Consider the following 26212-nt stretch of genomic DNA (forward strand, 5'->3'; position numbering starts at 1 on the left):
TCAAGGTTATTGTTGCGGCAAATCATTACAAGTTCTTATCGTTTCCAAGGCGCTTCGACGCGAAGCCAATGGATATTGACCCTAGTCCCGGCCACTTGTCCGGTAAGATCCAGGCGTTCGGGTTGTCCATTTGCGGAATGCCCTGTGAAAATTTGCCGGGGCGGAGAAGCCCGTGTCAAACGAGATTTGCTCGATGCTATCCGTGGTTTGTTGAAGCGCCCGAATGGCGATGTCTCGGCGTAAGGCATCCTTGATGTCCTGAAAGGACGTCCCTTCATCTTTCAGGCGTCTGTTTAGTGTTCGAGGTGTCATTTTCAGGGCGCGGGCCGCATCGGGCAACTGGCAAGTCTGCCAATCAGCCCCGTAAAGAAACGCACGAACGCGCAAGCTGTTGGTATGGGCACGCGAGCCGGTGAAGATCCAATCGAGTGGCGCGCGCTCCAGAAACAATGACGCCTCGGATGGGTTGCGCGTGAGCGGGCGGGGAAATAAGCGGGGGTCGAACAGAATGCTGGTCTGGGCCGCGTCAAATTCGACAGGGCAGGGGAAGACAACCGAATAGTCAGCGGCAAACCCTGGCCGGGGAAAGGCAAAGCGAACTGTCTCGACCGGTGTTTCCGATCCGCTGAGCCAAGAAAGAAGTCCATGTGCCAATTTCAGGATCAACATGTGCCCAAAGCGCTGTGGCTGAAGCTGACCAGAGAGGGGCACCAACGCAAGTTCCATCTCGTCGGGCTCGCTCCGCAGTTCCAATTGGAAGTCATCCAAAAGCAGGTTCCAAAATGTCGAGAACCGATAGAGCGCCGAAGTCAGGCTGCGCGCTTCGCGTTGTACGGTGACAAGATGCTGCAAGGCGCGCGGTCGGATCGGGCGGCTCCACAGTCCCATCATTTCATCCCCGGTCTCGGGCGCAGCAAGCTGATATAAGCGCGCAATTTCATCAAGTGTGACGCGTTGAGAAGCTGCCATTTGGCTGGTCTGAAGGCCTGATCGTACCAAAAGAGACATCATCTCATTATCGGTGCAGCGCGACCCAAGCGCGACCAGCCAATCCTGAATGAAACCCGCTGACACGGTCGTAAGTGAGATGGGGTCCTGGCTGGACATGGAAAACTTCCTTTGGCGTGTTCGGATAGCAATTTGGCAAATAATGAGCTTACGGGCAATTTATCTGGCGTATAGGTGACGCGAAACCATAATATTTGTGAGAAAGATTGAAATGACCTATCAGCCGCCGGTTCAAGATTTGATGTTTTGCGTGGAACATTTGTCCCACTGGGAGCAAGTGTCATCCTTGGCGGCATACACGGATTACGACTTGGCCGATGTTGCGGCTGTGATTGAGGGCTATGCCCGGTTCTGCGAGGAACAGATTGCCCCGTTGTCCCACATCGGCGACACGGTTGGCGCGCAGTTTGACAACGGACGCGTGACGATGCCTGACGGCGACGCGCAGGCCTATGCTCAGTTCGTTGAAATGGGATGGCAGGCGCTGACACATCCAGCCGAGTACGGAGGGATGGGACTCCCCAAGACCGTTGGCGCTGCCGCAGTGGAAATGCTCAATGCCGCCGACATGAGCTTTGGTCTCTGCCCGCTGCTGACTGATGGCGCGATCGAGGCGTTGCTGTTGACCGGCTCGGATGAGCAGAAAGAAACATATCTGGAGCCGCTGATTGCGGGGCGGTGGTCCGGAACGATGAACTTGACCGAACCCCAAGCAGGCAGCGATCTGGGACGTGTGGCAACAAAGGCGGTACTGCGCCCGGATGGCAGTTATGGCGTTTCTGGCACCAAGATTTTCATCACCTACGGTGCCCATGATCTGACCGAGAACATTATCCATCTGGTCTTGGCGCGGACACCTGATGGGCCTGCCGGACCAAAAGGTCTGAGCCTGTTCGTCGTGCCTCAGAAGATCGTTGAACCTGATGGCACGCCTGGGGCTGAAAATGCAGTGAACTGCGTGAGCATCGAACACAAGCTGGGCGTTCGCGCCAGTCCGACGGCTGTGCTGGAATACAAGAATGCCACCGGTTTTCTGATTGGCGAGGAAAATCGCGGGTTGGAGTACATGTTCATCATGATGAACGCCGCAAGGTTTTCCGTTGGGGTGCAGGGCATTGCAACTTCAGAACGCGCGTATCAAAGGGCTCTGGATTATGCGCGTGAGCGGGTGCAAAGCCGCCCCGTGAATGGTCAGGTCAAAGACGCAGTTGCCATTATCGAACATCCGGATGTGCGCCGCATGCTCTTGCGGATGCGCAGCCTGACCGAAGGTGGTCGGGCCATGGCGGCAGCAACTGCTGGGCTGCTGGATCTTGCGCACCATCAGGACGATCCAGAGATCGTGGCCTTGGCCGAATTCATGGTGCCGCTGGTCAAGGGCTTCTGCTCGGAACGCGCGGTCGAGGTCGCCTCTTTGGGGGTGCAAATCCACGGCGGCATGGGTTTTATCGAAGAAACCGGGGCCGCTCAACATTACCGGGACGCGCGCATTCTGCCGATCTACGAAGGCACCACCGCCATTCAGGCCAACGATCTTCTTGGACGCAAGGTCATGCGTGACGGGGGGGGAACTGCTCGCCGGTTTGCCGCTCGGATCGCTGCGACAGAGGCCGAACTGGCCAAGGGTGACACCGCAGCCCAAGCCATTGGTGCAAACCTTGCCCAGGCGCGTGACGCGTTTGAAGCATCGTTGGATTGGATGTTGGAAAACAGCCGCAAAGACATCGATGCTGCCTTTGCGGGTTCTGTCCCTTTCCTGATGCTTGCAGGTACACTGGCAGCAGGATGGAAGCTGGCAAAGGGCGCCCTGGCTGCACAAACCGCGTTGGACGCAGGGAAAGAGGCGCAATTCATGACCCAGAAAATCGCAACCGCCTTGTTCTTTGCTCAGCATATCTTGCCAGAATGCACCACCGAACACACCCGTATCCTGCTTGGCTCGCGCAGCCTGCTTGACGCGGATTTCCCCGATTAATCCCTGAAAGGATCTGCCCCATGAATGACGTCGTTAACCCCGACACTTATGAAAACCTTGCGATTTCCGAGCGCGAGAACGGCCTCTATGTCGTCACACTGAACCGCCCGACCAAACGCAATGCGCTGGATGTGGCCACGATCGAAGAACTGATCCGTTTCTTCAGCGGCGCGCGTACAGCGGGTGTCAGAGCCGTGGTTCTGGCGGGCGAAGGCGATCACTTCTGCGCAGGCTTGGATCTGGTCGAGCATTGGAAGGCCGACCGCAGCCCGGACGACTTCATGCATGTCTGCCTGCGCTGGCACGAGGCGTTCAACAAGATGGAATATGGCGGTGTACCAATCATCGCCGCACTGAAGGGCGCGGTTGTGGGCGGCGGCCTGGAATTGGCAAGCGCGGCCCATATCCGGGTCATCGACCCTGGAACCTATTTTGCCCTGCCCGAAGGCCAACGTGGGATCTTCACGGGGGGAGGTGCAACAATCCGGGTGTCCGACATGATCGGCAAGTACCGTATGATCGACATGATCCTGACGGGCCGCGTGTATCAGGGACAAGAGGCCGTCGAACTGGGATTGGCCCAATACATCACCGAAGATGGCGGTAGCATGGCAAAAGCCATGGAGTTGGCAGAACAAATCGCCCAGAACCTGCCATTGACCAACTTTGCGATCTGTTCGGCGATCAGCCACCTGAACAACATGTCCGGCATGGACGCGGCCTATGCCGAGGCGGTGGTAGGGGGGGTGGTCAACACGCAGCCCGCTGCTCGGGAGCGGTTGGAAGCGTTTGCCAACAAGACTGCCGCCCGCGTGCGGCCCAACAGCTAAGTCAGGGGGGACCGGGATGCGTCACCATTTTGAAGCTTTGCGGAAAAAGCGCGCCAACCATGTGCCCTTGTCACCGTTGTCTTTCCTGCGCCGCGCCGAATGTTTGCACGGCGTACGTACGGCCGTGATCTATGGCGACATCCGGCGAACATGGGCCGAGACGGCCGCTCGCATTCGCGCGGTAGCCGGTGGGCTGGTCGAACTTGGTGTGCAAAAGGGTGACACCGTTTCGGTGCTAAGCCCGAATATCCCCGAACTCTTCGAATTGCACTTTGCGCTGCCGCTGACGGGTGGGGTCCTTAATACGCTCAATACGCGATTGGAACCGGAAACCATCGCTTACATCCTGGATCACGCGGACACCAAATTGGTGATCGTGGATCGGGAACTCGTGCCGCTGCTGTCCAAAGCGTTCGAGCTGCTTGGCCGGGCTTTGCCTGTGGTCGAGATCGCTGATCCCGTGACTGAAGGTGAAACCTTGGGCGGTCCGACGTATGAGGCGTTGACCGGCGCCGCGCCTTTGCCGGTAGAACTGCCCGCCGATGAGTGGGACGCCATTGCGCTGAATTACACCTCTGGCACCTCGGGTCGTCCCAAGGGCGTCGTCTATCACCATCGCGGGGCCTATCTGATGGCGCTTGGCACCGGGACGGCGTGGCAGGTGCCGCCTTATCCCGTCTATTTGTCGGTTGTGCCGATGTTCCACTGCAACGGTTGGGGGCATCCGTGGTTGATGGCCATGCTTGGGGCAACCGTCGTCTTTACGCGTGTACCAGCTGCAGACCGTATTCTGGAAGCGATCCGTTCTCATGGCGTAACCCATTTCGGCGCGGCGCCTATCGTCTTGCAGATGTTGGCCGAAGCCGAAAGTGACGCGGCTCACTTTGATCCCGCAATCCGCGTTTTAACCGCCGGAGCACCACCGCCGCCTACGGTTCTGGAAAAGACCCGCGCGATGGGGTTCGACGTCATGCAGGTTTATGGGCTGACAGAGACCTACGGCCACATCTCGCAGTGCCTGTGGCAAGATGACTGGGACGATCTCGACCCCGCTGAGCAAGCCGAACTGCAGGCCCAGCAAGGCATCGCCTTCCCGATGGTCGAAGAGGTCACGGTGATTGACCGCAGCACGGGCGCAGCTGTTACACGCAACGGTACCGCGCAGGGAGAGATCGCCATTCGGGGCAATACGGTGATGGCAGGCTATTACAAAGATACCAAGGCAACCGCCGAAGCTTTTGAAGAGGGGTGGTTCTGGTCCGGTGACGGGGCTGTCATGCACGAAAACGGCTACATCCAGATCCGAGACCGCCTGAAGGATGTAATCATTTCTGGCGGCGAGAATATTTCATCTGTCGAAGTCGAAGCCGTTCTGTATCGCCACGATGCCGTACAGGCCGCAGCCGTGGTTGCGATGCCGCATGAAAAATGGGGTGAAGTCCCCTGTGCGTTTGTGGAATTACGCGAAGGGGCCGAGGCCACGTCAGACGATATCATCGCTTTTTGCAGGGAACACTTGGCCGGGTTCAAAGCCCCAAAAGCTGTCGCTTTCGAAACGTTGCCTAAAACCTCAACTGGTAAGATTCAAAAGTTCCAATTGCGGGAGCGCGCCAAATCAAAGGGTTCTGCATAAGCGCGCCCGGTCTCACCCAACCACGCGCTTGCTCAAGCAAAACTTCCGCCGAACTCTGCTTGAAGGGAATGCGAAGACACACACAGAGCACGTCTGTTCCATGTCGGCTCCGCACCCGCGCGAGGCTTCCTTGAGAGCAGCACAGGCGCACAGTGTGTCCTTGCATCCCAACACTCAAGGGCCGATTGTGTGAAATTTGTCAGGGCCGAAGAAGGGGGCTGAACCTTCGTATCTTGTTGATTTTTTGAGGGTTCCACCGCCACGGGCGTGGGCCACCATTTCTTTGAAAACATTTGATTTGTTTAGAAGAAATGGTGGGCGACCCTGGAATCGAACCAGGCGTGCGTCTCCGCGAGGGAGTTACAGTCCCCTGCCACACCTTGCGGCCTGTCGCCCACTGTCAGGCGTTGCACCTGACGTGGAGGCGTGATTACAAGCACCCCAAAGAAGCGTCAACAGGAAAAGTTCACCTTGGCGCGAGAAACTGAATTCAGGCCCGGAGGCCGATCACATGAAGAAACCCAAATGGGTCGTAGAAAAGGAACAGGCGCGCAAGGCAGCGGGGGCCGACACCGTGTGGCTGTTCGGATTGCATGCCGTCAGAGACGCGCTTTTGAACCCGAAACGCGAGAAATTGCGCTTGATCGTGACCAAAAACGCCTATGACAAGCTGGCCGATGCCATTGCCCAGGGCGGTATCGAGCCCGAGATGGTCGATCCGCGCAAGTTTTCGGCCCCGATTGATTCCGGCTCGGTACATCAGGGCGCCGCAATGGAGGTGAAGCCGCTCAACTGGGGTAGCCTCTCGGAAAACTGTATCGGAGCAGAATCGCCGCGCGTGATTCTGTTGGACAGGGTCACCGATCCCCACAACGTTGGCGCGATTCTGCGCTCGGCCGAGGTGCTGGGGGCCAGCGCGGTGATCGGCACGCGGCATCATTCGGCGCCCGAAACCGGTGCGCTTGCCAAGACTGCCAGCGGCGCGTTGGAACGGCAGCCCTATTTGCGGATGCGGAACCTGTCGGACACGATTGTCGAGCTGCAGCAGATGGGCTTTCTGGTTCTGGGTCTGGATGGCGAAGCCGAGCAAACCATCGAGGCCGCGTTGGACGGCCGCCGCGATTATCCTGTGGCCCTGGTGCTGGGGGCCGAGGGACCAGGTCTGCGCCAAAAGACCAAGGAAACCGTGGATCAGCTGGTGAAAATCGACGCGGCAGGCGGATTTGGCTCGCTCAACGTCTCAAATGCGGCGGCAATTGCCCTATATGCATCCAAGGCCCATTGAACAGGCCAAAGTTTCGGGCCCGTTTGACAGGAGGCAACCATTTCACATCCGACCAAGATCGCGACCTGCTGTTATTGCGGGACACGGGCGGCGCTGGTGCTGAGCTCGGACGGGCGTCACGAGCTCAGTTGTTCGGCCTGTGGTGCGCCTTTGCACGACCTCAAGATGTTGCGGCAGGCCAAAGCCGACACGGCCGTCAGCCATCTGCCAAAGCCCAAGGTGAAAAAGCCAAAAAAGGCCAGGGTGAATGCCGAACGGCGTGAAAAGTCTTACGTGAAGCCCAAGAAGGTGAAAAAGCGCAAAAGCCTGATGTCGCGCTTTCTGGACGAAGCCTGGGATGCGGTCGAGGATATCTTTGACTGACGCAAAAGCTCACAGAGATGGGAACAAGTCGACACAGTTTGTTCACATCCCTGTCAGGGGGGCTTGGCGCGGGCGCGGCTTGCAGTCATTTTATGCAGCACGCACATGATCGAACGGACTGTAATGCTCAACCGACGTACCATCCTTGTATGCGCCATCAGCGCGCTCTGTTTGACTGCTCCGGCCGTACAGGCTGAGCAGATCCAGATTTTCTATGCTGATGATGGTGCCGCAATTGGCGGATATGATACCGTTTCCTACTTTTCTGGATCCGATCCCGTGCGCGGACGCCCGGACATCGCTGTGATGTGGAAAGGGGCGGTTTGGTACTTCTCAAGCCACGAGAATCGGGAGGCCTTCGAGGCCAACCCCTATGCCTATGCGCCCCAGTTCGGCGGCTATTGCGCCTATGCTGTGTCGCGGGGCTATACCGTGGGCACGGATCCCAACGTCTGGAAGATCGTCGACGACAAATTGTACCTGGTTCATTCCTCTAGCATCGAAAAGATGTGGGAGCGGGACGTCGAGGGAAACATTGAGATGGCCGAGGATCATTGGCCGCAAGTTCTGCGCAACTGACCGAATCAAACCTTATGAGTGGCGAATCACCTCTTGTTGCAGTGGCAACTTGGGGATGTTCTTGTTTGAGAATATGTATTTAGCGCGAAATTGCCGATGTTTCCTGAAATTTTCGAAAAAAACGCGATGTCACGAAAAAAATCACGCCTGACCTCTTTTTTTATCCTGGTGCGGACTTAAATGACACAGTGACCGCGGAACGGAACTGCCGCGGGTCATTTCACTGTCCCTCGTTCCATACCTCGCGCCCATGGCATCGTTCCATGGGCGCTTTTTTCTTTTCGGTCGCACCGCTAGTGTGGGGGCATGACAAACTATTCTGACGAACATCTCACCACAATTCTCAAGCGCACCAAGGTGATTGCTGTGGTAGGGGTGTCGATGAACTCAGTGCGGCCCAGCTATTATGTGGCGCGCTATCTGGGGTTGAAGGGGTACACCGTGGTCCCGGTCAATCCCGGTCACGCGGGCAAGGTGCTGTTTGGTCAGACGGTGCGTGCCGGACTGTCCGAGATTACCGAGCCGGTCGATATGGTCGACATCTTTCGCCGGTCCGAAGCCGTTCCGCCCATCGTGGACGAGGCGCTGGAGCTGTTCCCTAAGCTCAAGACCATCTGGATGCAGATCGGGGTCGAACACGCCGAGGCTGCGGCCAAGGCTCAAGCGCAGGGCGTGGACGTGATACAGAATCGCTGCCCGAAGATCGAGTATCAGCGCCTGTTTGGTGAATTGCGCATGGGTGGTTTTGCAACCGGCATCATCTCGTCAAAGCTGGGGTAGAAGTCCCCTGGCGCGCGCAGCCGCGAATTCTTCGGGATGCAACTCTTCCAGAACCTCCATCCGGGGGCGCCAGTTGTAACGGGTGTCGTCCCGTGTTGGCGACCAGAACAGATCGCCGCCGTTCCGCCACGGATCCAGGATGACGCCTGCGTACATGTCGTCCCCCCTGCGGCTGATCACGGCGGTGCTGTGGTCGATATTGAACGGTGTTTTGGGCAATGCAATCGCGCGGTGCATCTGCAGCGTCTTGAACCCTTCCTGGTTCAGACGGCGTTGCATGTCCTCGGCATAATGTACGCACAGGCCACGTTCCTTGTCGCCTTCGTTGACGCGCACATTGTGAATGATGGGCGAGGTGGTCACGCCATATTCTGTGGCCAGTTGCTTGGAATAGGAAAAGGCGATCTGGGCGGCGCGAGTGGCCTCTGCCGGGTCGACCTCGGGGCCAAGCGCGGTCAGGGTCTGCGCCAGCTTGGTCACGTCATTCTGGGAGTACGAAGGGGCAGAGGTGCTGCAGGCGCCAAGGATCAGCGTGAAACAGCACGCGAGAACGGCAAACAATGGCTTCATGTCGGAACGGTCCCGCTTTTGACTGGATACACTGGTGAAACGTTAACAAATTTCAGAACGGCCTGAGAAGCCCTTCATTGCGGGTCGCGCGCGGCCTTTTCCGCAATTCCGCTCAACCCTTGGCGACGGGCCAGTTCGTTCAGGACATCATCCAGTGGGATATCGCGAGCAGCCAGCATCACCAGCAGGTGATAGAGCACATCCGCCGCCTCATAGGTCAGGTTCTCGCGGTCATCCTTGGCCGCGGCGATGATCGCCTCGATCGCCTCTTCGCCGAACTTCTCGGCGCATTTTTCTGGGCCTTTGGCGAGCAGTTTGGCGGTCCAGCTGCTGTCAGGGTCCGCGCCTTTGCGATCTTCGATGATCGCAGCCAGGTCGTGCAGGATGCTCATGTCAGCCTCATCGGGATGCCAGCGGCGGCCATGTGTTCCTTGGCCTCTTGAATTGTGTAGTCACCGAAGTGAAAGATCGACGCCGCGAGCACCGCGCTTGCGCCGCCCTTGGTCACGCCCTCGACCAGGTGATCCAGGTTGCCGACCCCGCCGCTGGCGATCACCGGCACATCCACCGCATCGCTGATCGCGCGGGTCAGGGGCAGGTTGAACCCCGCCTTGGTGCCGTCGCGATCCATCGAGGTCAGCAGGATCTCTCCCGCGCCTTTGGCGACCACGGTCTTGGCAAACTCTACGGCGTCGATGCCGGTCTCCTTGCGTCCGCCGTGAGTGAAGATCTCCCATTTTCCGGGGCTTACGGTTTTGGCGTCGATGGCCACAACAATGCATTGGCTGCCGAACTGATCCGCGGCCTCGGCCACCACGTCAGGGCGCGCGACGGCGGCCGAGTTGAAGCTGACCTTGTCCGCGCCTGCCAGCAGCAGGTCGCGCACGTCCTCCTTGGTGCGAACGCCACCACCCACGGTCAGCGGGATATAACACTGCTCGGCGGTGCGCTGAACGACATCAAACATGGTGCCGCGGTTTTCATGGGTGGCATGAATGTCCAGGAAACACAGCTCATCGGCGCCGGCCGCATCATAGGCCTTGGCCGATTCCACCGGATCGCCTGCATCGCGCAGGCCAACAAAGTTCACGCCCTTGACCACACGGCCATCGGCGACATCAAGGCAGGGGATGATACGGGTCTTGAGCATGGGCATTCCTCTGGGTCGGGGCACGTCTAACGGCAAACCCCTGCCGATGCCAGAGTCGTGATTGGATGAAGCGCCGCAGGTGTGAAATCTGATGCGTGAATTCAATCAAAGGAGGTTTGAAAATGCGCGCTCTGATTTGGGCAGGACTTCTGGCAATCACAGGTGGGGCAGCAATGGCTCAGGACATCATCAAGGTAAAGACCGACAAGACGGTGCAAGGCGCGATGGACGCCCTGGAAACCGTGGTTGGCAACGCAGGCGCGACCGTCTTTGCACGCGTGGACCATGCAGCAGGGGCCGGAAAAGTGGATCTGGAACTGGCCGACAGCCAGCTGCTGGTTTTTGGCAATCCCAAGCTGGGCACGCCCGCGATGCAGGTTGATCCGCTGGCCGGGCTGTTCCTGCCGCTCAGGGTGCTGGCCTATCAAGACGCCGACGGGCAGGTCTGGCTGGCTTATGAAGACCCCAAACACACCATGAGCGATCTGGATGGCGTAAGCGACGCGCCGGTGATCGAAAAGATGCAAGGTGCGCTGAAAAAGCTGACCACGGCCGCCTCGCAATAGCCTCGCGGCCCGAGATTCGGGCAAATCCTCTCTTCGTGCTAAGCTGAGCGCGAAGGGAGGCCCCCATGCTGAAACAGATGACATTGGCCCTGACACTCGTTGCTGTCCCTTTGCAGGCGGGCGAGATGATGAGCGCACAGGATCTGATGCAGACCATCCCCGGCGCGACCTTGTCGGGGATTTCGAATGAGGATTACACCACCCGCTGGGTCCAGACCTATGGCCCCGGAGAGACGTCCGGGACAGGAGAGGGCACCTTTGGTGAGCGTGTCTATACCAGTTCCTGGTCCATCCGACAGGACCTGTGGTGCGAAAGCTGGAGCAACCGGTCGGAATGCTGGCGCATCGAACGCGTCAACGAGACCACGTTGCAGCCCTATGTCGGGCAGCAGAAACTGCCCAACGTCTGGACTATCGTCGACCCGGCTGGCGGTTAACCCTTTAGGGTCGCCAGGGCCTCTTTCAGGTCCAGCGCGCCGTCATAAAGCGCGCGGCCCGAGATGGCGCCATTCAGTTCAACGCCGCAATCGCGCAACGCGATGAGATCGGCCAGCGAGCTGACGCCGCCGCTGGCGATCACCGGGATCGATACGGCACGGGCCAGATCAGCGGTGGCCCCGATGTTGGGGCCCTGCATAGCGCCGTCGCGGTTGATATCGGTGTAGATGATCGCCGCCACGCCCGCGTCCTCGAACGATTTGGCCAATTCCGTCACCTGCACATCAGTTTCTTCAGCCCAGCCTTTGGTTGCGACCATGCCATTGCGCGCGTCGATACCAACGGCGACCTTGCCTGGGAATTCACGCGCCGCTTCACGAACCAGGTTGGGGTTCTCTACAGCCACGGTGCCCAGGATCACCCGAGCCAGCCCTTTTTCGATCCAGGTCGCGATGGTGGCCAGGTCGCGGATGCCGCCGCCCAACTGCGCCGGGACATCACAGGATGCCAGGATCGCCTCGACCGGAGCTGCGTTGACGGGCTCGCCTGCAAAGGCGCCGTTCAGGTCGACCAGATGCAGCCATTCGCAGCCCGCGTCCACAAAAGCACGCGCTTGGGCTGCGGGATCGTCGTTGAACACGGTCGCCTTTTCCATTTCGCCGCGCAGCAGGCGCACGGCCTGGCCGTCCTTGAGGTCGATGGCAGGGTAGAGGATCATGAGAGGGCAGCCTTTCGCATCACGTTTGGCGGCGATATGGCATGAGACCGCCGGTGGATGCAACGCGACCCAAAGTCAACCTTGCCAGACGCAGGGCAGGCGCGCCACAGTCAGACAAAACAGGGAGAAACGCATCATGAAGAAACTGATCTTGAGCACAGCTTTTGGGCTGGGGTTGACTGGTATGGCCGCTGCCGATCCGGTTGCCGGTATCTGGAAGACAGCCGAGGGTGAAGAGGGCGGATACCTGCACGTCGGTATCGCGCCCTGTGGCAGCGCCATCTGCGGCACAATCAACACCGCGTTTGACGCCAACGGCAACATGTCTCCTGAATATGAAAATCTGGGTAAGCAGATCATCTGGGACATGACCGCCGACGGTGGCGGTTCGTATTCGGGTGGCAAGATCTGGGCCCCGGACGCGGACAAGACCTATAACTCAAAAATGTCGCTCAGTGGCAATACGCTGACCGTCAAAGGCTGCGTTGCAGGTGGCCTGATCTGTCGCGGTCAAGATTGGAAGCGGGTGAAGTGACGCTTCACCCCTCCACCGGCGGGGCCAAATCCTCCCAGTGGATCCCATAAATCAGCGCATCACCCGTAACCTCGACTTCGTCGCTTTTTTCCAGGGTGGCGCCAATCTCGCCCAGTTCCGCAATCGCGGCGGCGCGAACCTCGGCACTCAGGCTGGTGTCGAACGTGACCTTGAAGCTGACATTGGCGGTCAGGATCTTCTGGATCTGATAGGCGTTCTGCTTGCGGATGTTCTTTTGCAGGGTTGCCTGGCAGTGGGGCCCAAGGCCCGCCCGGATGCGGGCAAGATCGTCCAGCGCATAGGTTGAAACCGTGGCATCTTCGAGCGAGACCTGGACCGTTTTTGCCGCAGCCGCCGTCGCGCCCAGATTGAACACCTGGCCCAAAGTCACCGGTGAGACAGAGAATGAGCCCGACAAGCGGCGCGACACCTGCTTTGACTCTGTCTCGCTGCGCAAAGGCGCATCTTCATACAAATCGGTCGAATACTTGGGATTGCACAAAAAACCCAGAGAGGCGTCATCCGGCGCGCGATCGCGCGGGTCATAGTTGACGCGATGGACCAGACTGCCGGGTTGATAGAGCGTTGTGGGTGGGTTCAGCCGGATGAAGTTATAGCCGTTGATGACATCCTCAATCCCTTCGGCATCGGGCTGACATCCAGCAAGAAGGGCGGCAGAAGTGGTGGCGAAAATGGCTTTTTTCAACATGACTTTGGTCCTTGGGCATTCCAATGCCCAACCCTAGGCGCAAAATCAGCGCCGTCCAAAGTCTAAAGTTCACGCGGGTTTGGGTTTAAGGCGCCCAATTCAAGAAGTTGGCGATCAGGCGCAGGCCCGTGGCCTGGCTTTTCTCTGGGTGGAACTGCATGCCCACCATCGTGTCACGGCCAATTACGGCGGTCACGTCGCCCGCGTAATCCACATGCGCCAGCCGTTCTGCCGGGTTGGCAACACGGAAGTGGTAAGAGTGGACGAAATAGGTGTGATCGCCGGTCTCAATGCCGTCAAACACCGGGTGGGGGTGATCGATGACCAGATCATTCCACCCCATGTGCGGTACTTTCAGCGATGCATCCGCTGGTGTGATCTTGACCACATCGCCCCCGATCCAGCCCAGCCCGTCGGTCTCGCGGTACTCATGCCCCTTGGTGGCCATCAGTTGCATGCCCACGCAGATGCCCAGGAACGGGCGACCTTTTACTTCGACGGCCTCGACCATCGCGTCATAGATGCCCTTGTGCCCGCGCAACTCGGACGCACAGGCAGGAAAGGCACCATCGCCGGGCAACACCAGCCGGTCGGCGCGCGCCACGATATCGGTGTCCGAAGTCACAACAACTTCACCCGCATCCGTCTCGCGGGCCATGCGCTGAAACGCCTTTTCTGCCGAATGCAGATTGCCCGATTCGTAGTCGATGATCGCGGTCAGCATCACGTGGTCCTGTTTTTCTTTTTGTTCCAAATACGGCGGGGTGAATTGGCCGCAGGCCAAGAGGGGCAGCGCCCCTCAGTCCGGTCGCTTACAACGCACCCTTGGTCGACGGAATCGCATCCGCCTTGCGCGGATCGGTCTCAACCGCGGTTCGCAAGGCCCGCGCCACGGCCTTGAACGCGGCCTCGGCGATGTGGTGGCTGTTGAATCCGTGCAGTTGGTCGATGTGCAACGTGATGCCGCCATGGGTGCTCAGCGCCTGAAAGAACTCGCGCACCAGCTCAGTGTCGAATGCGCCGATCTTTTGCGTCGGCAGATCCACGTTCCAGATCAGAAAGGGTCGGGCCGACAAATCCAGCGCACAGCGCACTTGTGCGTCATCCATCGGCAGGTGGCATTCGCCGTAGCGGTTGATGCCCTTCTTGTCGCCAAGCGCTGCGGTCAGCGCCTGACCCAGGGCAATGCCGGTATCCTCGACCGTGTGGTGATCGTCGATGTGGTAATCGCCCTTGGCCCGGATCGTCATGTCGATCAGCGAGTGGCGCGCCAGCTGGTCCAGCATGTGATCAAAGAACCCGACGCCGGTCTGGTTGTCATAAGCTCCGGTGCCGTCGAGGTTGATCTCGACCGAAATCTCGGTCTCGGCGGTCTGGCGGGTGATGGTGGCGCGGCGCATGGCGGTTGTTCCCTGATGATCACAGAGGCGCTTATAGGCAAAACAGGGCGCGCATTGCCACCCCGCGCACGCGACCTGCGACACAAGTGTTGCGTAAAACACCGCGACAGCAGGGGATTGCGCCTACCTGCACCGCATGGCAGCTTGGCGGCAGATCAATTCCCCCGAAAAAGGGCGCCCAAATGGCCACTTGTGTCTTTATCCAGATCCGCTGCAAACCCGGCTCGACCTACAAGGTGGCCGAGGATATCGCGCTCCGCGAAATCCACTCCGAGCTTTATTCGACCAGCGGCGAATACGACCTGCTGCTCAAGCTTTACATCCCCGAGGATCAGGATGTGGGCCATTACATTAACGAACACCTGCTGGTGATCCCAAACATCGAACGGTCCCTGACCACGATGACGTTCAAGGCGTTCTAAGGCTCAGCCCAACTCAAAGGTCGTCACACCAAAGATCCGGTCCACGGCAATGTCGGGTGCCGGGCCGGTGTACATGCGCGCAGTTTCAAAGACCGGCGTCAGGCCCATGTCGTGTGCAAGGGACATGGCTGCCTCGTTTTGTTCCGGCACATCCAGAAACACCTCACTGTCATGATGGGCTGCGGGTACTGAGGCCAGCAAGGATCCGGCAAGGTCACGGGCGATCTGCACGGTTTCGGCAAACAAAGGTCCGATCTTATAGCCATCAATGCATGGCCGAATGACACCGTATCCCCGAAGTGCGCCGTGATCGACAACGGCGCGTGCCTCATGTCCATCCGTGCCCAGCCACATCGCCAAAAACGGAGTACGCGGGGCAGGGAAGGCCGTGCGGTCGTAATGCTCCAACTCCGCAGTGACGCGGGTCAACGGTGTCGCAAGGGCGCTGTCTGGCAAATTCGCCAAGGCCCGCACGATTGGCCCACCAAACCGGATGTTGCGATAGGCCAACTCAAAGCCGGACTTGGCGTAATTTGCCTGTTCCTCTTGCACCCCATCCAGCCCGATCAAGCGGCGGCCCGCATGTTTGACAGCAGCCTGCCACAAACGCAGACCGGCGCCTCGTCCGCGGTGGTCAGGGTGCACGATGTAGAACCCCAGAAAGGCAAAATTCTCATCGTAATTGACGACCGAGATTGTCGCGATCAACTCTCCATCCAGAAACCCGCCCCAGAACCCCTCTGGATCGACCGACATAAAGCATGCCCGATCTGACAGCCCCGGATTCCACCCCTCGCGCGCGGCCCATTCCACGGCGCTCTGCACTTCGTCTGGGGCGAGGGGGCGGATGGTATAGTCTGCGGACATGAAAAGCACCTTGAGGGTTGTACACCCCAAGCATGACGCAATACGCCCGTCGCCGCCAAGTCACCATTGTTGTGGAAGAGAGAGAAGATATTGGAGCGGGCGAGGCGATTCGAACGCCCGACCCTAACCTTGGCAAGGTTATGCTCTACCCCTGAGCTACGCCCGCAACCTATATCTTTTGTATCCGGATGGGTGATCCGGATCTTGATGGAGCGGGCGAGGCGATTCGAACGCCCGACCCTAACCTTGGCAAGGTTATGCTCTACCCCTGAGCTACGCCCGCACTATCAAGTCTCGTGCCCGGATGGGTGATCCGGTTCTCAATGGAGCGGGCGAGGCGATTCGAACGCCCGACCCTAACCTTGGCAAGGTTATGCTCTACCCCTGAGCTACGCCCGCTTCCTTGAGTGAGGCGTGAATTAGAATTTCTGGGGCCGCACCGCAAGAGCAAAAGTGAAGAAAAAGCAAAATTCTTCGCATCATGGGGCAGGGCGACGGAAAGAAATTGTTCACCCGTTTCACCCAAACTGATCCTATCCGTTTTCACAGTTGAACGAGGTATCCCATGGTTACGGGAAAATTCTTCATGACAGTGGGGCTGTTGGCCGCAATCGGCTCCTTTGCGGCGTTCAATCCGGCCCAGGATGCCACCCAGCCCGAGGATTTGCCGGTCTTGCAGCCCCCCGTTGCGATCAAGGTCTCGGTGCTGTCCTAAGTATCCAGCGCGCAAACAAAAAACGCTGCCCCGGTCAAAGACCAGGACAGCGTATGGTCAAACCAGTCTGGATTATTCCAGTTCGATGAGTAGGTCCTTGGCGTCGATCTGACCGCCCGCAGTGACATGCAGCGCTTTGACGGTGGCGGACCGCTCGGCGTGGATGCCTGTTTCCATCTTCATCGCTTCGATGGTCAGCAGCAGATCGCCTTCGTTCACCTGCTGGCCTGCCTGCACCGCAACGCTTGCCACAACACCCGGCATTGGCGCGCCGATGTGGTCGGCATTGCCAATTTCGGCCTTGGGTCGCTGGATGGTCGAGGATTTGACCAATCGGTTCGGCACCCGGATCAAGCGGGGCTGGCCGTTGAGTTCAAAGAACACTTTTACTTCGCCGTTTTCGTCGGTCTCGCCGATGGCTTGCAGACGAATTTCCAGCGTCTTGCCCGGATCGATTTCCGCCGTGATCTCTTCACCAGGCTCCATGCCGTAAAAGAAGGTTTTGGTCGGCAGGGCGCGGACCGGGCCATAGGTGCGATGACGGCCCATGTAGTCCATGAAGACCTTGGGATACATAAGATATCCGTTCAGATCCTCGTCATCGACCGCTTTGCCTTCCAGCTCTTTCGAGATCTGGGCGCGCAGCGCATCCAGGTCGACGGGCTCCAGGTGTTTGCCCGGACGCTCGGTGTTGGGCGCCTCGCCCTTCAGAGCCTTGCCCACGATGGCGTCGGGGAAGCCGCCGGGCGGTTGACCCAGGTTGCCGCGCATCATGTCGATCACCGAATCCGGGAAGGCCACATCGGTGCCGGGGTTTTCGACGTCGTCGCGGCTCAGCCCCTGGCTCACCATCATCAGCGCCATGTCGCCCACGACCTTCGACGAGGGTGTCACCTTGACGATGTCGCCGAACATCTGGTTCACGTCGGCATACATCTGCGCCACCTCATGCCAGCGCTCTTCCAGCCCCAGCGAGCGCGCCTGAGCCTTTAGGTTGGTGAACTGACCGCCAGGCATCTCGTGCAGATAAACCTCGGAGGCGGGCGCCTGCAGGCCCGACTCGAATGCAGCATACTGACCGCGCACGGCTTCAAAGTAATCGCTGATCTCGCGGATCGCCTTGATGTCCAGCCCGGTGTCGCGATCGGTGTTGCGCAGCGCCTCGACCACCGATCCCAGCGTCGCCTGGCTGGTGTTGCCCGAGAAGCTGTCCATCGCGCAATCGACCGCATCCACGCCTGCTTCTGCGGCAGCCAGGATGGTTGCGGAGGCGATGCCCGCCGTGTCGTGGGTGTGGAAGTGAATGGGCAGCCCAACTTCCTCTTTCAGCGCCTTGATGAGCACGCGGGCAGCGGCGGGTTTCAAAAGGCCTGCCATGTCCTTCAGACCCAGCACATGCGCCCCTGCATCGCGCAGTTCCTTGCCCATGGCGACATAGTATTTCAGGTCGTACTTGGACCGCTCGGGGTTCAGGATGTCGCCGGTGTAGCAGACGGTGCCTTCGCAGATCTTGTTCTGCTCGATCACCGCGTCCATCGCCACGCGCATGTTTTCGACCCAGTTCAGGCTGTCGAAGACGCGGAAGACGTCGATGTTCTTGGCGGCTTCTTTCACAAAGGCTTGGACCACGTTGTCGGGGTAATTGGTGTAGCCGACCCCGTTCGACCCACGCAGCAGCATCTGCGTCATCAGGTTCGGCATCGCCTCGCGCAGGTCGCGCAGACGCTGCCAGGGGCACTCTTGCAAGAACCGGTACGCCACATCAAAGGTCGCGCCGCCCCAGCATTCGACCGAGAAGAGCTGCGGCAGGTTCGATGCATAGGTCGGCGCCACACGAACCATGTCGATCGACCGCATGCGCGTTGCCAGCAGCGACTGATGCCCGTCGCGCATCGTCGTGTCGGTGATCAGCAGCTGACGCTGCGCTTTCATCCAGTCGGCCACCGCCTGCGGGCCCTTTTGCTCCAGCAGGTTGCGGGTGCCCATCATCGGCTCGGCCCGGCGTTCCGGCGCGCGCGGGATCTTCAAATCGGCGGCGGGCAGTGGGCGATCCTTGGTCTCGGGGTGTCCGTTCACCGTGATGTCGGCGATATAGGTCAGCACCTTGGTGCCCCGGTCGCGGCGACGTTTGAAATCAAACAGATCCGGTGTCTCGTCGATGAACTTGGTGGTGTATTCATTCGACAGGAAGGTCGGGTGCTTCAGCAGGTTTTCAACAAAGGCGATGTTGGTGCTGACACCGCGCACACGGAATTCACGCAGCGCACGGTCCATCCGGGCAATCGCCTTTTCGGGCGTCGGGGCCCAGGCAGTGACCTTGGTCAGCAGCGAGTCGTAATACCGCGTGATCACGCCCCCAGCATAGGCCGTGCCGCCATCCAACCGGATGCCCATGCCAGTGGCCGAGCGATAGGCGGTGATGCGGCCATAGTCGGGGATGAAGTTGTTGAGCGGATCTTCGGTGGTCACACGGGTCTGCAAGGCGTGGCCGTTCAACTGAACGTCATCCTGCGCGGACTTGCCGGTGGCCTCGGCCAGGGGCTTGCCCTCGGCGATCAGGATTTGCGCCTGCACGATGTCGATGCCGGTCACTTCTTCGGTGACGGTGTGTTCGACCTGTACGCGGGGGTTCACCTCGATGAAGTAAAACTTACCCGAGGCCATATCCATCAGGAATTCTACAGTGCCCGCGCATTCATAATTCACATGAGCACATATCTTGCGGCCCAATTCGCAGATCTCGGCACGCTGCTCTTCGGTCAGATACGGGGCCGGGGCGCGTTCAACCACCTTCTGGTTGCGGCGCTGGACCGAGCAGTCACGCTCGTAGAGGTGATAAATCTCGCCATGCTTGTCGCCCAGGATCTGCACCTCGACGTGGCGGGCGCGGGTGATCATCTTTTCCAGATACCCCTCGCCGTTGCCGAATGCGGCCTCTGCCTCGCGGCGCCCTTCGAGCACTTTTTCTTCCAACTCTTCCGGCCCGTGGATCGGACGCATGCCGCGACCGCCGCCGCCCCAGGAGGCCTTGAGCATCAGCGGATAGCCGACCTCGGCTGCCTCGGCCCGGATCGCATCCATGTCATCGCCCAGAACCTCGGTCGCCGGGATGACCGGAACACCGGCCTCGATGGCGACGCGACGGGCGCTGGCCTTGTCGCCGAGCGCGCGCATGGTCTCGGCCTTGGGGCCGATGAAGGTGATGCCGTTCTGGGTGCAGGCATCCACGAAGTCCGGGTTTTCCGACAGCAGGCCATAGCCGGGGTGGATCGCATCCGCCCCGCTTTCCTTGGCAACGCGAATGATCTCGTCGATGCTCAGGTAGGCGGCAACCGGCCCCATCCCTTCGCCAATGCGATAGGCCTCATCCGCCTTGAACCGATGCAAGCCCAGCTTGTCCTCTTCGGCAAAGACGGCAACCGTCTTCTTGCCCATCTCATTGGCGGCCCGCATCACGCGGATCGCGATCTCTCCGCGGTTGGCGATGAGGATTTTCTTGAAGTCTGTCATGGCAGGTCCCGGCTCTCTTTGTTGGGCGTGGGTTTTAGGCGGACAATAAGCACACGTATATTGGTAGTTCTGGGTAGAACCGGCATGTTATCGCTCGCAAACGCCGTTTTTTCTGCAGTGCAGTGTTTGAGGTCGTGTTCAGGTCAGGTCTGGTAGGGGCCGGATCGGGGGAAGCGCGGCAAGCGAAGCGGCGCCGATCTGGCCCATGTTGGCGATCAGGTCCTGTTTTAGCACGTCGATCAAATGCGCAGGTCCCCGAGCTCCAAGTGCTGCAAGTGCAAAATGAACAGCCCGCCCCAGCATCACGAAATCGGCGCCCGAGGCGATGGCGCGCAGGATGTCCAATCCGCTCTCGACACCACTGTCGAAGATGAGCGGCAGCTGTGTCGCGGCCCGGATCGCAGGCAGAGCTTCGATCGAGGCGGGGGCCCCGTCAAACTGGCGGCCCGCATGATTTGACACCCACAAGGCGTCGATGCCTGCACGCTCCAGAGGCTCGGCATCCTCGGCGCGCATCACGCCTTTGATGATGAATGGTCCGTCCCAATGATCGCGCAGCCATTTGACATAGTCCATGTCGGGCGAGGTGCGCAGCAGGTATCCGATGTGCGCAGTTGGGGGCAGGTTCAGCTGTTTGGTGACGTATTTGTCCAGCGTGCGCATGCGCGGCATGCCATCACGGATCACTTCTTGCATCATGCCCATGGCCCAGGCAGGACGCCGTGCGATCTGAGCCAGCAGGCGCGGAGACAGCCTGGGGGGCTGTGTCAGCCCCGAGCGTGTCTGACGCTCGCGGCGCGAGGCGACCGGTATGTCCACGGTCAGCACCAGCGTGGAAAACCCTGCATTGCGGGCCCGGTTCAAGACATCTTGGCGGATTTCGGGGTTCTTGGGCGGATACAGCTGGAACCAGGAATGTGTCCCAAGGTGTGGCGCCAGCTCTTCGGGGCTGCGGCTGGCCACGGTCGACAGCGTATAGGGCACCCTGGCCTGGGCGGCGGCCCGCGCCAGCAGCGGTTCGGCCCCGGGCCAGATCAGGCCGGACATGCCGATCGGGGCGACGCCAAAGGGCAGGTCGAAATCCTGCCCCAGCAGGCGGGTCGACAGGTCACACTCCATGGCGCCATGCAGGATCGAAGGATCAAACCCGATCCGGTCGAGCGCCTTTCGGTTGCGGGCTTTGGTGGCTTCGACCCCCGTGCCGCTGTCCAGGTATTCCCAAACAAACTTGGGAAGCCTGCGCTCGGCGCGCCATTTCAGGTCCATGACGCCGGGATAGGTGCTGTGCAGATCCATGCCGATTGATCCGACGTGGACTGTGATTCTGCAAGGGGCGCGGCTTATTCGGCCGCCAGTGTGGGCGGTGTCTGCGCGGCGGTCTTTGCCGCCTCATGCGGCAAGGTTGCGATACAAACCTGGTTACGCCCTTTGGCCTTGGCATCATACAGGGCATCATCTGCCGCCCGCATCAGATCCTGGGGCATGGTGCCATGGGTCGGATAATGCGCCAGGCCAAGCGAAATGGTGATCCGCGGCAGTGTCTTCTCGCCATAGCGGACGGCAATATCCTCAACCGATTTACGCAGCTTTTCGGCCCGCGTCATCACCTCGGTCGGCGAGCTGTCCGGCAGGATCAGCGTGAACTCTTCGCCGCCCATGCGGCAGGCAATCTCGTCCCCGTCGCAAGATTGCTGCAAGACAGAGCCCACGGCCCGCAACACCATGTCACCAGCGTCGTGACCGTGGTTGTCGTTGAACTTCTTGAAGTGATCTACGTCCACGGCGATCAGGCTGACGGGCGCCCCGCTGGCCTGGCTGCGCGAGATCAACTTGCGCAGCTGGTCGGTCATGTGGCGGCGGTTGAACAACCCGGTGAGAGGATCCCGCACGGATTGATCATGCAGCTGATCGCGCATGCGCACGTTGGCAATGGCCATGCTGATCTGCTCAGCGCACATCTGTGCCAGCTTCTTGTTCTGCCCGAAGCTTTTCTCGCAATCGTGCTGAGCCCGCAAATGCATAAGGCCAACGGTTTCCCCATGTGCCAGGATCGGGAAGCAGAAATAGGGGCGGCCGTCGTGCGGTTCAGCATGCTCGCAGACAAAGTCCACCTCGGTCGCGCCATATTCATAAGTACGCCCTCGGCGCAGGCCCCAGCACCCATCGGGATGAATGTGATCCTTGTGTGTGCCGCCGTTCCAACTGGCGCTGCCGTCCAGCACGTCGCGTGAGTTGGAGTAGACATAAACACTCCCCTCGGCGTCGGGCAAGATATGGGTCATGAACTTGGCCACCATGTCGAACAGCTCATCCAAAGAGCGGCTGGATTGCAGCCATTCGTTCAACTCACCCAGCAGTCGAACTTCACGTGCCAGGCGCAGCTGCTCGTCCATCAGGTCGCGTTCATTCTGCGAGCGGATGCGCAATGAGTTGAGCTGGCGCCGGCTGCTGCGATACAGCACGACGGACACGATCAGCAGCGCCATCAGGGCAATGCCGCACAAGATGCCCAGCAGGACGCGAACCCGCATGATGAAGATGTCGCGTAACTCGGTGATGTCTGTATAGAATTCGATGGCGCCCAGGAATGAACTGTTGCGCATCACGGGCGTATAAATCTCGGCCACATGGTGGGGTTTGTCCATGTCCAGTTGCGCAGAATGCAGGACAATATCGTCGATTTCCGAGGCAGGCTTTTCCTCGTGTTTGTAATAGACTTCACCGTTGGCAACGCTGGTTGTGAAATATGGCTTGGTGCTTTTCGTGCCGATATCCGAGGCACGTGTCGACCAAAAGACTGTGCCGTCGGCATGAAACAGTTTGAACCGGTAAACATCTGATGCTTCGGGCATAAGCTCCAGGAACTCACGGTCGTGGGCATCCATCACACCGGTTTCAAATGTGGTTTCAGCGTCTTCCATGTGCAGCAGCACCCGGCGTTTCCACATTTCCGATTGTTTTCGAATGTCTGCTTCAAGCATGCCGTCGACGATCGGGGTCGGTAAAGTATGAACGCCCCATGCGGCGGTCACGACCATTGCTATCAGCAAAACAACCGCGCTGGCCAACTTCAGCCGCTGAACAGCCGAAGCCTTGTATTCCGTCGTCATCTTTCCGCGCTCCCGTATTTCCGCCCCGTAAATTGTGAAACAGAGATTGATATGAGGTTAACAAGGGCGCGGTAGGGGGTTCACACAGGAACACGGCTTCGTGCAAATTCGGCATAAATTGCACCTAAATTGCGAACATGTCGTGAACAAACCCTTTCCCTCTGGTAAATTCCGAATTACTTTGCAGGTATGAGCAGTTTCGACGAAATGGACGCCTTTGAAGGCGCCGCACAGCAGCCTTCTTTGTCCGCGCGCGCCATGGCCGCGCGGCCGATGCCGTATCTGGACGACCTCAACCCCGCACAGCGCGAAGCGGTCGAGATGCTGGATGGGCCGGTGCTGATGCTGGCCGGGGCCGGTACGGGCAAGACCAAGGCGCTGACCACGCGCATTGTGCATCTGCTCAACACCCACAAAGCGCGCCCGAATGAGATCTTGGCCGTGACTTTCACCAACAAGGCCGCGCGCGAGATGAAGAACCGCGTGGGCCGTATGCTGGGGCAACCGGCCGAAGGGATGCCTTGGCTGGGCACGTTTCATTCGATCTGCGTCAAGCTGCTGCGCCGCCATGCCGAGCTTGCGGGGCTAAAGTCGAACTTCACGATTCTGGACACCGACGATCAGCTGCGCCTGATCAAGCAGTTGGTGCAGGCTGCGGGGATTGACGACAAACGTTGGCCCGCGCGGCTGCTGTTGAATGTGATCGACGGGTGGAAGAACCGCGCGCTGACCCCGGGCAAGGTGCCCGCCGCTGATGCGGGGGCCTACAATAACAAGGGCGTGGAATTATACGCGCAATACCAAACCCGCCTGAAGGAGCTCAATGCGGTCGATTTCGGCGATCTACTGCTGCATGTCGTCACAATCTTTCAGGCGCATCCGGATGTGCTCGAGCAGTACCAGCGCTGGTTCCGCTACATCATGGTGGACGAATATCAGGATACCAACGTGGCCCAGTATCTGTGGCTGCGGCTGCTGGCGGGCGTGCACAAGAACATCTGCTGCGTTGGCGATGATGACCAGTCGATCTATGGCTGGCGCGGGGCCGAGGTGGGCAACATTCTGCGCTTTGAAAAGGACTTCCCGGGCGCCCATGTGGTGCGGCTGGAACAGAACTATCGTTCGACCCCGCATATCCTGGCCGCTGCCTCGAATGTGATCCGGGGCAATGCCGATCGTTTGGGCAAGGAATTGTGGACCAATGCGGAAGAGGGCGAAAAAGTTCGCCTGATCGGCCACTGGGATGGCGAGGAGGAAGCTCGCTGGATCGGCGAAGAGATTGACGCCGTGCAGGGCGGCACTCGGGGCATGCGTCCCTTCAGCCTGGATGACATTGCGATTCTCGTGCGTGCCTCGCACCAGATGCGGGCGTTCGAAGATCGGTTTCTGACCATTGGTCTGCCGTACAAGGTCATCGGTGGCCCGCGCTTTTATGAGCGGTTGGAGATTCGCGATGCCATGGCGTACTTCCGGCTTGTGACCAGCCCCGAGGACGATCTGGCGTTCGAGCGCATCGTCAACACGCCCAAGCGCGGCCTTGGCGACAAGGCGCAGCAAACCATCCAGATCGCGGCGCGCTCAAGCGGTGTGTCCTTGGTCGAAGGGGCGCGAATCGCGCTGGATCAAGGGTTGATCAAGGGCAAGGGCGCCGGCGCGTTGCGCAAATTGGTCGAAGATCTGGCCCGTTGGCGCGCCATGACGCGCGGACCTGTGGTCGAGGCCAACGACGATGAGGTGATCGACGACGGGGGCGAGCCGCAGTTGGCGTTTGGCCAGCCCGAAGTCAGCCACATCGAGCTGGCCCAGATCATTCTGGACGAATCCGGCTACACCACCATGTGGCAGAACACCAAAACGCCCGAAGCACCGGGGCGGCTGGAAAACCTCAAGGAATTGGTGAACCAGTTGGACAACTTCGAGAATCTGCAAGGGTTCCTGGAACATGTCAGCCTGGTAATGGACAACGAACAGGAATCGGACGGCGCCAAAGTGTCGATCATGACCTTGCACGCGGCCAAGGGACTGGAATTCCCCGCCGTCTTTCTGCCTGGGTGGGAGGATGGCCTGTTCCCCTCGCAACGCTCGATGGACGAATCCGGTCTCAAGGGCCTGGAAGAGGAGCGCCGCCTGGCCTACGTGGGTATCACCCGCGCCGAAGAGCTGTGCACCATATCCTTTGCGGCCAACCGGCGGGTGTTCGGGCAGTGGCAGAATTCCATGCCGTCGCGATTTGTCGATGAACTGCCCGAAAATCACGTCGATGTCCTGACGCCATCCGGTCTATACGGTGGTGGCGCGGGCGGTGTCAGCTCGCAGGGGATCGAAACCCGAGCGGCCGAGGCGAATGTCTATAACTCTCCCGGCTGGAAGCGCCTTCAGGCCCGTCAGGGGCAACGCGGCTTGTCTCAGCCCAAGGAAAGCCGTAACACGGTGATTGATCTGAACGCCGTGTCCAGCTTCACGCTTGGCGAGCGCGTGTTTCATCAGAAGTTTGGCTATGGGGCGGTGATCGGGATCGAAGGCGACAAGCTTGAGATCGAGTTTGAAAAGGCGGGCACAAAAAAGGTCGTGGCCAAGTTCCTGTCCGCCAGCGACGACGTGCCGTTCTAAAGCCCATCCACGATGATCGCGTTGGTTGAAACCGTTGCGTGCCGAATGCGCGCAAGCTCGACATATTCGGGGTCGTCCTTCCACGCATAGGCGGTTTCTAGGTCTGGAAACTCCATCAACACCACACCGCCCTCGGGCCATTCCCCTTCGACACAGTCGACGGTTTTGGATGAGACCGTGAGCAGGCGCCCCTGGTGTCGCTCAAAGATCGGCATGAACCCCTTTAAGTACTCCTGGTACCCTTCGGGGTCGTGGATGTTCAGCTGTGCGAAGAAATAGGCGGGCATCTTGAACTCCCTGGCTATTGATGCCGCCAGTCTACCACTCTTGCTCAAAAACAAAAAACGGCGGTTCCCAGGGAGGAGGAGGGGAACCGCCGTTCATGACAACATCGAGACAGGGAGGAGGAGAGCCCCGATGTATTCGAACCCGGGTTTGA

The 26212-nt window shown here is 59.5% G+C and carries 26 protein-coding genes and 4 tRNA genes; 13 read left to right on the plus strand and 17 right to left on the minus strand.

Translation table 11 applies throughout. The annotated features are described in order from the left end of the window. Positions 1–81: 81 nt before the first annotated feature. Positions 82–1107, minus strand: coding sequence for an AraC family transcriptional regulator (locus TRL7639_RS07015; protein WP_085795025.1), 1026 nt, complete (start codon positions 1105–1107; stop codon positions 82–84). 142 nt (positions 1108–1249) lie between these two features. Here TRL7639_RS07015 and TRL7639_RS07020 point away from each other — a divergent pair, with 142 nt between their 5' ends. The 3 genes from TRL7639_RS07020 to TRL7639_RS07030 are packed head-to-tail and all read left to right on the plus strand — an operon-like array spanning position 1250 to position 5446. Next, complete coding sequence (locus tag TRL7639_RS07020) at positions 1250–2983, plus strand: acyl-CoA dehydrogenase family protein (protein ID WP_306456277.1); 1734 nt, start codon at positions 1250–1252, stop codon at positions 2981–2983. Between the two features lie 20 nt (positions 2984–3003). Then, the gene (gene dmdD, locus TRL7639_RS07025) at positions 3004–3813 is read left to right on the plus strand and encodes a methylthioacryloyl-CoA hydratase (protein ID WP_085795027.1); all 810 of its coding nucleotides are present in this window, start codon (positions 3004–3006) and stop codon (positions 3811–3813) included. A 16-nt stretch (positions 3814–3829) separates the two neighbouring features. Next, positions 3830–5446: an AMP-binding protein gene (locus tag TRL7639_RS07030; protein ID WP_085795028.1), complete on the plus strand. Its 1617-nt coding sequence runs from the start codon at positions 3830–3832 to the stop codon at positions 5444–5446. 312 nt (positions 5447–5758) lie between these two features. On the opposite strand, the gene TRL7639_RS23045 is transcribed toward TRL7639_RS07030, so the two are convergent. Beyond that, a tRNA-Tyr gene (locus TRL7639_RS23045) sits at positions 5759–5842 on the minus strand. A gap of 115 nt (positions 5843–5957) precedes the next feature. Between TRL7639_RS23045 and rlmB the strand changes: the two genes are divergently transcribed. The 4 genes from rlmB to TRL7639_RS07050 all read left to right on the plus strand — a co-directional run bounded on the left by rlmB (position 5958) and on the right by TRL7639_RS07050 (position 8453). Next, positions 5958–6731 carry a 23S rRNA (guanosine(2251)-2'-O)-methyltransferase RlmB gene (rlmB, locus tag TRL7639_RS07035; RefSeq protein ID WP_085795029.1) on the plus strand — a complete coding sequence of 258 codons (774 nt, stop codon included), beginning with the start codon at positions 5958–5960 and terminating at the stop codon, positions 6729–6731. Between the two features lie 39 nt (positions 6732–6770). Continuing rightward, positions 6771–7094 carry a hypothetical protein gene (locus tag TRL7639_RS07040; RefSeq protein WP_085795030.1) on the plus strand — a complete coding sequence of 108 codons (324 nt, stop codon included), beginning with the start codon at positions 6771–6773 and terminating at the stop codon, positions 7092–7094. A gap of 105 nt (positions 7095–7199) precedes the next feature. Further along, positions 7200–7673 (plus strand): YHS domain-containing (seleno)protein, encoded by a 474-nt coding sequence (locus TRL7639_RS07045; protein WP_235820277.1) that lies wholly within the window; start codon positions 7200–7202, stop codon positions 7671–7673. A gap of 306 nt (positions 7674–7979) precedes the next feature. Then, on the plus strand, positions 7980–8453 hold the full coding sequence (locus TRL7639_RS07050; RefSeq protein ID WP_085795031.1) for a CoA-binding protein: 474 nt from the start codon (positions 7980–7982) through the stop codon (positions 8451–8453). Here TRL7639_RS07050 and TRL7639_RS07055 read toward each other — a convergent pair. The 3 genes from TRL7639_RS07055 to hisF form a co-directional block, all read right to left on the minus strand. After that, complete coding sequence (locus TRL7639_RS07055; protein ID WP_085795032.1) at positions 8439–9023, minus strand: hypothetical protein; 585 nt, start codon at positions 9021–9023, stop codon at positions 8439–8441. The two genes, TRL7639_RS07050 and TRL7639_RS07055, sit on opposite strands and share 15 nt — an antisense overlap. Before the next feature lie 74 nt (positions 9024–9097). After that, the gene (locus TRL7639_RS07060) at positions 9098–9415 is read right to left on the minus strand and encodes a phosphoribosyl-ATP diphosphatase (protein WP_085795033.1); all 318 of its coding nucleotides are present in this window, start codon (positions 9413–9415) and stop codon (positions 9098–9100) included. After that, positions 9412–10173 carry an imidazole glycerol phosphate synthase subunit HisF gene (gene hisF / locus TRL7639_RS07065; RefSeq protein ID WP_085796295.1) on the minus strand — a complete coding sequence of 254 codons (762 nt, stop codon included), beginning with the start codon at positions 10171–10173 and terminating at the stop codon, positions 9412–9414. Before hisF ends, TRL7639_RS07060 begins: the two co-directional genes overlap by 4 nt. A gap of 122 nt (positions 10174–10295) precedes the next feature. Here hisF and TRL7639_RS07070 point away from each other — a divergent pair, with 122 nt between their 5' ends. Then, positions 10296–10739, plus strand: coding sequence for a DUF302 domain-containing protein (locus TRL7639_RS07070; protein ID WP_085795034.1), 444 nt, complete (start codon positions 10296–10298; stop codon positions 10737–10739). Positions 10740–10804: 65 nt separating this feature from the next. Then, positions 10805–11176: a hypothetical protein gene (locus tag TRL7639_RS07075; RefSeq protein WP_085795035.1), complete on the plus strand. Its 372-nt coding sequence runs from the start codon at positions 10805–10807 to the stop codon at positions 11174–11176. On the opposite strand, the gene hisA is transcribed toward TRL7639_RS07075, so the two are convergent. Then, entirely contained in the window at positions 11173–11895 is a 723-nt protein-coding gene (gene hisA / locus TRL7639_RS07080) for a 1-(5-phosphoribosyl)-5-[(5-phosphoribosylamino)methylideneamino]imidazole-4-carboxamide isomerase (RefSeq protein ID WP_085795036.1), read from the minus strand. The genes TRL7639_RS07075 and hisA overlap by 4 nt on opposite strands. Positions 11896–12031: 136 nt before the next feature. Between hisA and TRL7639_RS07085 the strand changes: the two genes are divergently transcribed. Then, entirely contained in the window at positions 12032–12430 is a 399-nt protein-coding gene (locus TRL7639_RS07085) for a DUF2147 domain-containing protein (RefSeq protein ID WP_085795037.1), read from the plus strand. A 4-nt stretch (positions 12431–12434) separates the two neighbouring features. Here TRL7639_RS07085 and TRL7639_RS07090 read toward each other — a convergent pair whose 3' ends face one another. The 3 genes from TRL7639_RS07090 to hisB all read right to left on the minus strand — a co-directional run bounded on the left by TRL7639_RS07090 (position 12435) and on the right by hisB (position 14539). Next, the gene (locus TRL7639_RS07090) at positions 12435–13139 is read right to left on the minus strand and encodes a hypothetical protein (RefSeq protein WP_085795038.1); all 705 of its coding nucleotides are present in this window, start codon (positions 13137–13139) and stop codon (positions 12435–12437) included. A gap of 85 nt (positions 13140–13224) precedes the next feature. Beyond that, positions 13225–13863, minus strand: coding sequence for an imidazole glycerol phosphate synthase subunit HisH (hisH, locus tag TRL7639_RS07095; protein ID WP_085796296.1), 639 nt, complete (start codon positions 13861–13863; stop codon positions 13225–13227). Positions 13864–13951: 88 nt separating this feature from the next. After that, positions 13952–14539, minus strand: a complete 588-nt coding sequence (gene hisB / locus TRL7639_RS07100; RefSeq protein WP_085795039.1) for an imidazoleglycerol-phosphate dehydratase HisB — start codon at positions 14537–14539, stop codon at positions 13952–13954. A gap of 182 nt (positions 14540–14721) precedes the next feature. Here hisB and TRL7639_RS07105 point away from each other — a divergent pair, with 182 nt between their 5' ends. Continuing rightward, positions 14722–14961, plus strand: a complete 240-nt coding sequence (locus TRL7639_RS07105; RefSeq protein WP_085795040.1) for an Lrp/AsnC ligand binding domain-containing protein — start codon at positions 14722–14724, stop codon at positions 14959–14961. Between the two features lie 3 nt (positions 14962–14964). On the opposite strand, the gene TRL7639_RS07110 is transcribed toward TRL7639_RS07105, so the two are convergent. From TRL7639_RS07110 to TRL7639_RS07125, 4 genes are all read right to left on the minus strand, one after another. Next, positions 14965–15828 carry a GNAT family N-acetyltransferase gene (locus tag TRL7639_RS07110; RefSeq protein WP_085795041.1) on the minus strand — a complete coding sequence of 288 codons (864 nt, stop codon included), beginning with the start codon at positions 15826–15828 and terminating at the stop codon, positions 14965–14967. 91 nt (positions 15829–15919) lie between these two features. Further along, positions 15920–15994, minus strand: a tRNA-Gly gene (locus TRL7639_RS07115). 42 nt (positions 15995–16036) lie between these two features. Beyond that, a tRNA-Gly gene (locus TRL7639_RS07120) sits at positions 16037–16111 on the minus strand. Between the two features lie 41 nt (positions 16112–16152). Further along, positions 16153–16227: transfer RNA gene (locus TRL7639_RS07125), tRNA-Gly, on the minus strand. Between the two features lie 166 nt (positions 16228–16393). On the opposite strand from TRL7639_RS07125, the gene TRL7639_RS23050 reads away from it, so the two are divergent. Continuing rightward, positions 16394–16543, plus strand: a complete 150-nt coding sequence (locus tag TRL7639_RS23050) for a hypothetical protein (protein ID WP_165759770.1) — start codon at positions 16394–16396, stop codon at positions 16541–16543. 72 nt (positions 16544–16615) lie between these two features. On the opposite strand, the gene TRL7639_RS07130 is transcribed toward TRL7639_RS23050, so the two are convergent. The 3 genes from TRL7639_RS07130 to TRL7639_RS07140 form a co-directional block, all read right to left on the minus strand. After that, a complete protein-coding gene (locus tag TRL7639_RS07130; RefSeq protein WP_085795042.1) occupies positions 16616–20053 on the minus strand; it encodes a pyruvate carboxylase in 3438 nt (1145 codons plus the stop codon). A 138-nt stretch (positions 20054–20191) separates the two neighbouring features. Further along, positions 20192–21349 carry an alpha-hydroxy acid oxidase gene (locus TRL7639_RS07135; RefSeq protein WP_085795043.1) on the minus strand — a complete coding sequence of 386 codons (1158 nt, stop codon included), beginning with the start codon at positions 21347–21349 and terminating at the stop codon, positions 20192–20194. 44 nt (positions 21350–21393) lie between these two features. Next, the gene (locus tag TRL7639_RS07140; RefSeq protein WP_085795044.1) at positions 21394–23163 is read right to left on the minus strand and encodes a sensor domain-containing diguanylate cyclase; all 1770 of its coding nucleotides are present in this window, start codon (positions 23161–23163) and stop codon (positions 21394–21396) included. Between the two features lie 189 nt (positions 23164–23352). On the opposite strand from TRL7639_RS07140, the gene TRL7639_RS07145 reads away from it, so the two are divergent. Then, entirely contained in the window at positions 23353–25773 is a 2421-nt protein-coding gene (locus tag TRL7639_RS07145; protein WP_085795045.1) for an ATP-dependent helicase, read from the plus strand. Here the strand turns inward: TRL7639_RS07145 and TRL7639_RS07150 are convergent. Then, the gene (locus tag TRL7639_RS07150) at positions 25770–26060 is read right to left on the minus strand and encodes a DUF1330 domain-containing protein (RefSeq protein ID WP_085795046.1); all 291 of its coding nucleotides are present in this window, start codon (positions 26058–26060) and stop codon (positions 25770–25772) included. The two genes, TRL7639_RS07145 and TRL7639_RS07150, sit on opposite strands and share 4 nt — an antisense overlap. Between the last annotated feature and the right edge of the window lie 152 nt (positions 26061–26212).

It is taken from the genome of Falsiruegeria litorea R37, from assembly GCF_900172225.1.
GTDB classification, from domain to species: Bacteria; Pseudomonadota; Alphaproteobacteria; order Rhodobacterales; family Rhodobacteraceae; genus Falsiruegeria; species Falsiruegeria litorea.

Bases quoted from the DNA above. Each gene is read 5' to 3' on its own strand.
- TRL7639_RS07015 (WP_085795025.1), bottom strand. From the start codon at position 1,107: ATGTCCAGCCAGGACCCCATCTCACTTACGACCGTGTCAGCGGGTTTC.
- TRL7639_RS07020 (WP_306456277.1), top strand. From the start codon at position 1,250: ATGTTTTGCGTGGAACATTTGTCCCACTGGGAGCAAGTGTCATCCTTG.
- dmdD (WP_085795027.1), top strand. From the start codon at position 3,004: ATGAATGACGTCGTTAACCCCGACACTTATGAAAACCTTGCGATTTCC.
- TRL7639_RS07030 (WP_085795028.1), top strand. From the start codon at position 3,830: ATGCGTCACCATTTTGAAGCTTTGCGGAAAAAGCGCGCCAACCATGTG.
- rlmB (WP_085795029.1), top strand. From the start codon at position 5,958: ATGAAGAAACCCAAATGGGTCGTAGAAAAGGAACAGGCGCGCAAGGCA.
- TRL7639_RS07045 (WP_235820277.1), top strand. From the start codon at position 7,200: ATGATCGAACGGACTGTAATGCTCAACCGACGTACCATCCTTGTATGC.
- TRL7639_RS07050 (WP_085795031.1), top strand. From the start codon at position 7,980: ATGACAAACTATTCTGACGAACATCTCACCACAATTCTCAAGCGCACC.
- TRL7639_RS07055 (WP_085795032.1), bottom strand. From the start codon at position 9,023: ATGAAGCCATTGTTTGCCGTTCTCGCGTGCTGTTTCACGCTGATCCTT.
- TRL7639_RS07060 (WP_085795033.1), bottom strand. From the start codon at position 9,415: ATGAGCATCCTGCACGACCTGGCTGCGATCATCGAAGATCGCAAAGGC.
- hisF (WP_085796295.1), bottom strand. From the start codon at position 10,173: ATGCTCAAGACCCGTATCATCCCCTGCCTTGATGTCGCCGATGGCCGT.
- TRL7639_RS07070 (WP_085795034.1), top strand. From the start codon at position 10,296: ATGCGCGCTCTGATTTGGGCAGGACTTCTGGCAATCACAGGTGGGGCA.
- TRL7639_RS07075 (WP_085795035.1), top strand. From the start codon at position 10,805: ATGCTGAAACAGATGACATTGGCCCTGACACTCGTTGCTGTCCCTTTG.
- hisA (WP_085795036.1), bottom strand. From the start codon at position 11,895: ATGATCCTCTACCCTGCCATCGACCTCAAGGACGGCCAGGCCGTGCGC.
- TRL7639_RS07085 (WP_085795037.1), top strand. From the start codon at position 12,032: ATGAAGAAACTGATCTTGAGCACAGCTTTTGGGCTGGGGTTGACTGGT.
- TRL7639_RS07090 (WP_085795038.1), bottom strand. From the start codon at position 13,139: ATGTTGAAAAAAGCCATTTTCGCCACCACTTCTGCCGCCCTTCTTGCT.
- hisH (WP_085796296.1), bottom strand. From the start codon at position 13,863: ATGCTGACCGCGATCATCGACTACGAATCGGGCAATCTGCATTCGGCA.
- hisB (WP_085795039.1), bottom strand. From the start codon at position 14,539: ATGCGCCGCGCCACCATCACCCGCCAGACCGCCGAGACCGAGATTTCG.
- TRL7639_RS07105 (WP_085795040.1), top strand. From the start codon at position 14,722: ATGGCCACTTGTGTCTTTATCCAGATCCGCTGCAAACCCGGCTCGACC.
- TRL7639_RS07110 (WP_085795041.1), bottom strand. From the start codon at position 15,828: ATGTCCGCAGACTATACCATCCGCCCCCTCGCCCCAGACGAAGTGCAG.
- TRL7639_RS23050 (WP_165759770.1), top strand. From the start codon at position 16,394: ATGGTTACGGGAAAATTCTTCATGACAGTGGGGCTGTTGGCCGCAATC.
- TRL7639_RS07130 (WP_085795042.1), bottom strand. From the start codon at position 20,053: ATGACAGACTTCAAGAAAATCCTCATCGCCAACCGCGGAGAGATCGCG.
- TRL7639_RS07135 (WP_085795043.1), bottom strand. From the start codon at position 21,349: ATGGATCTGCACAGCACCTATCCCGGCGTCATGGACCTGAAATGGCGC.
- TRL7639_RS07140 (WP_085795044.1), bottom strand. From the start codon at position 23,163: ATGACGACGGAATACAAGGCTTCGGCTGTTCAGCGGCTGAAGTTGGCC.
- TRL7639_RS07145 (WP_085795045.1), top strand. From the start codon at position 23,353: ATGAGCAGTTTCGACGAAATGGACGCCTTTGAAGGCGCCGCACAGCAG.
- TRL7639_RS07150 (WP_085795046.1), bottom strand. From the start codon at position 26,060: ATGCCCGCCTATTTCTTCGCACAGCTGAACATCCACGACCCCGAAGGG.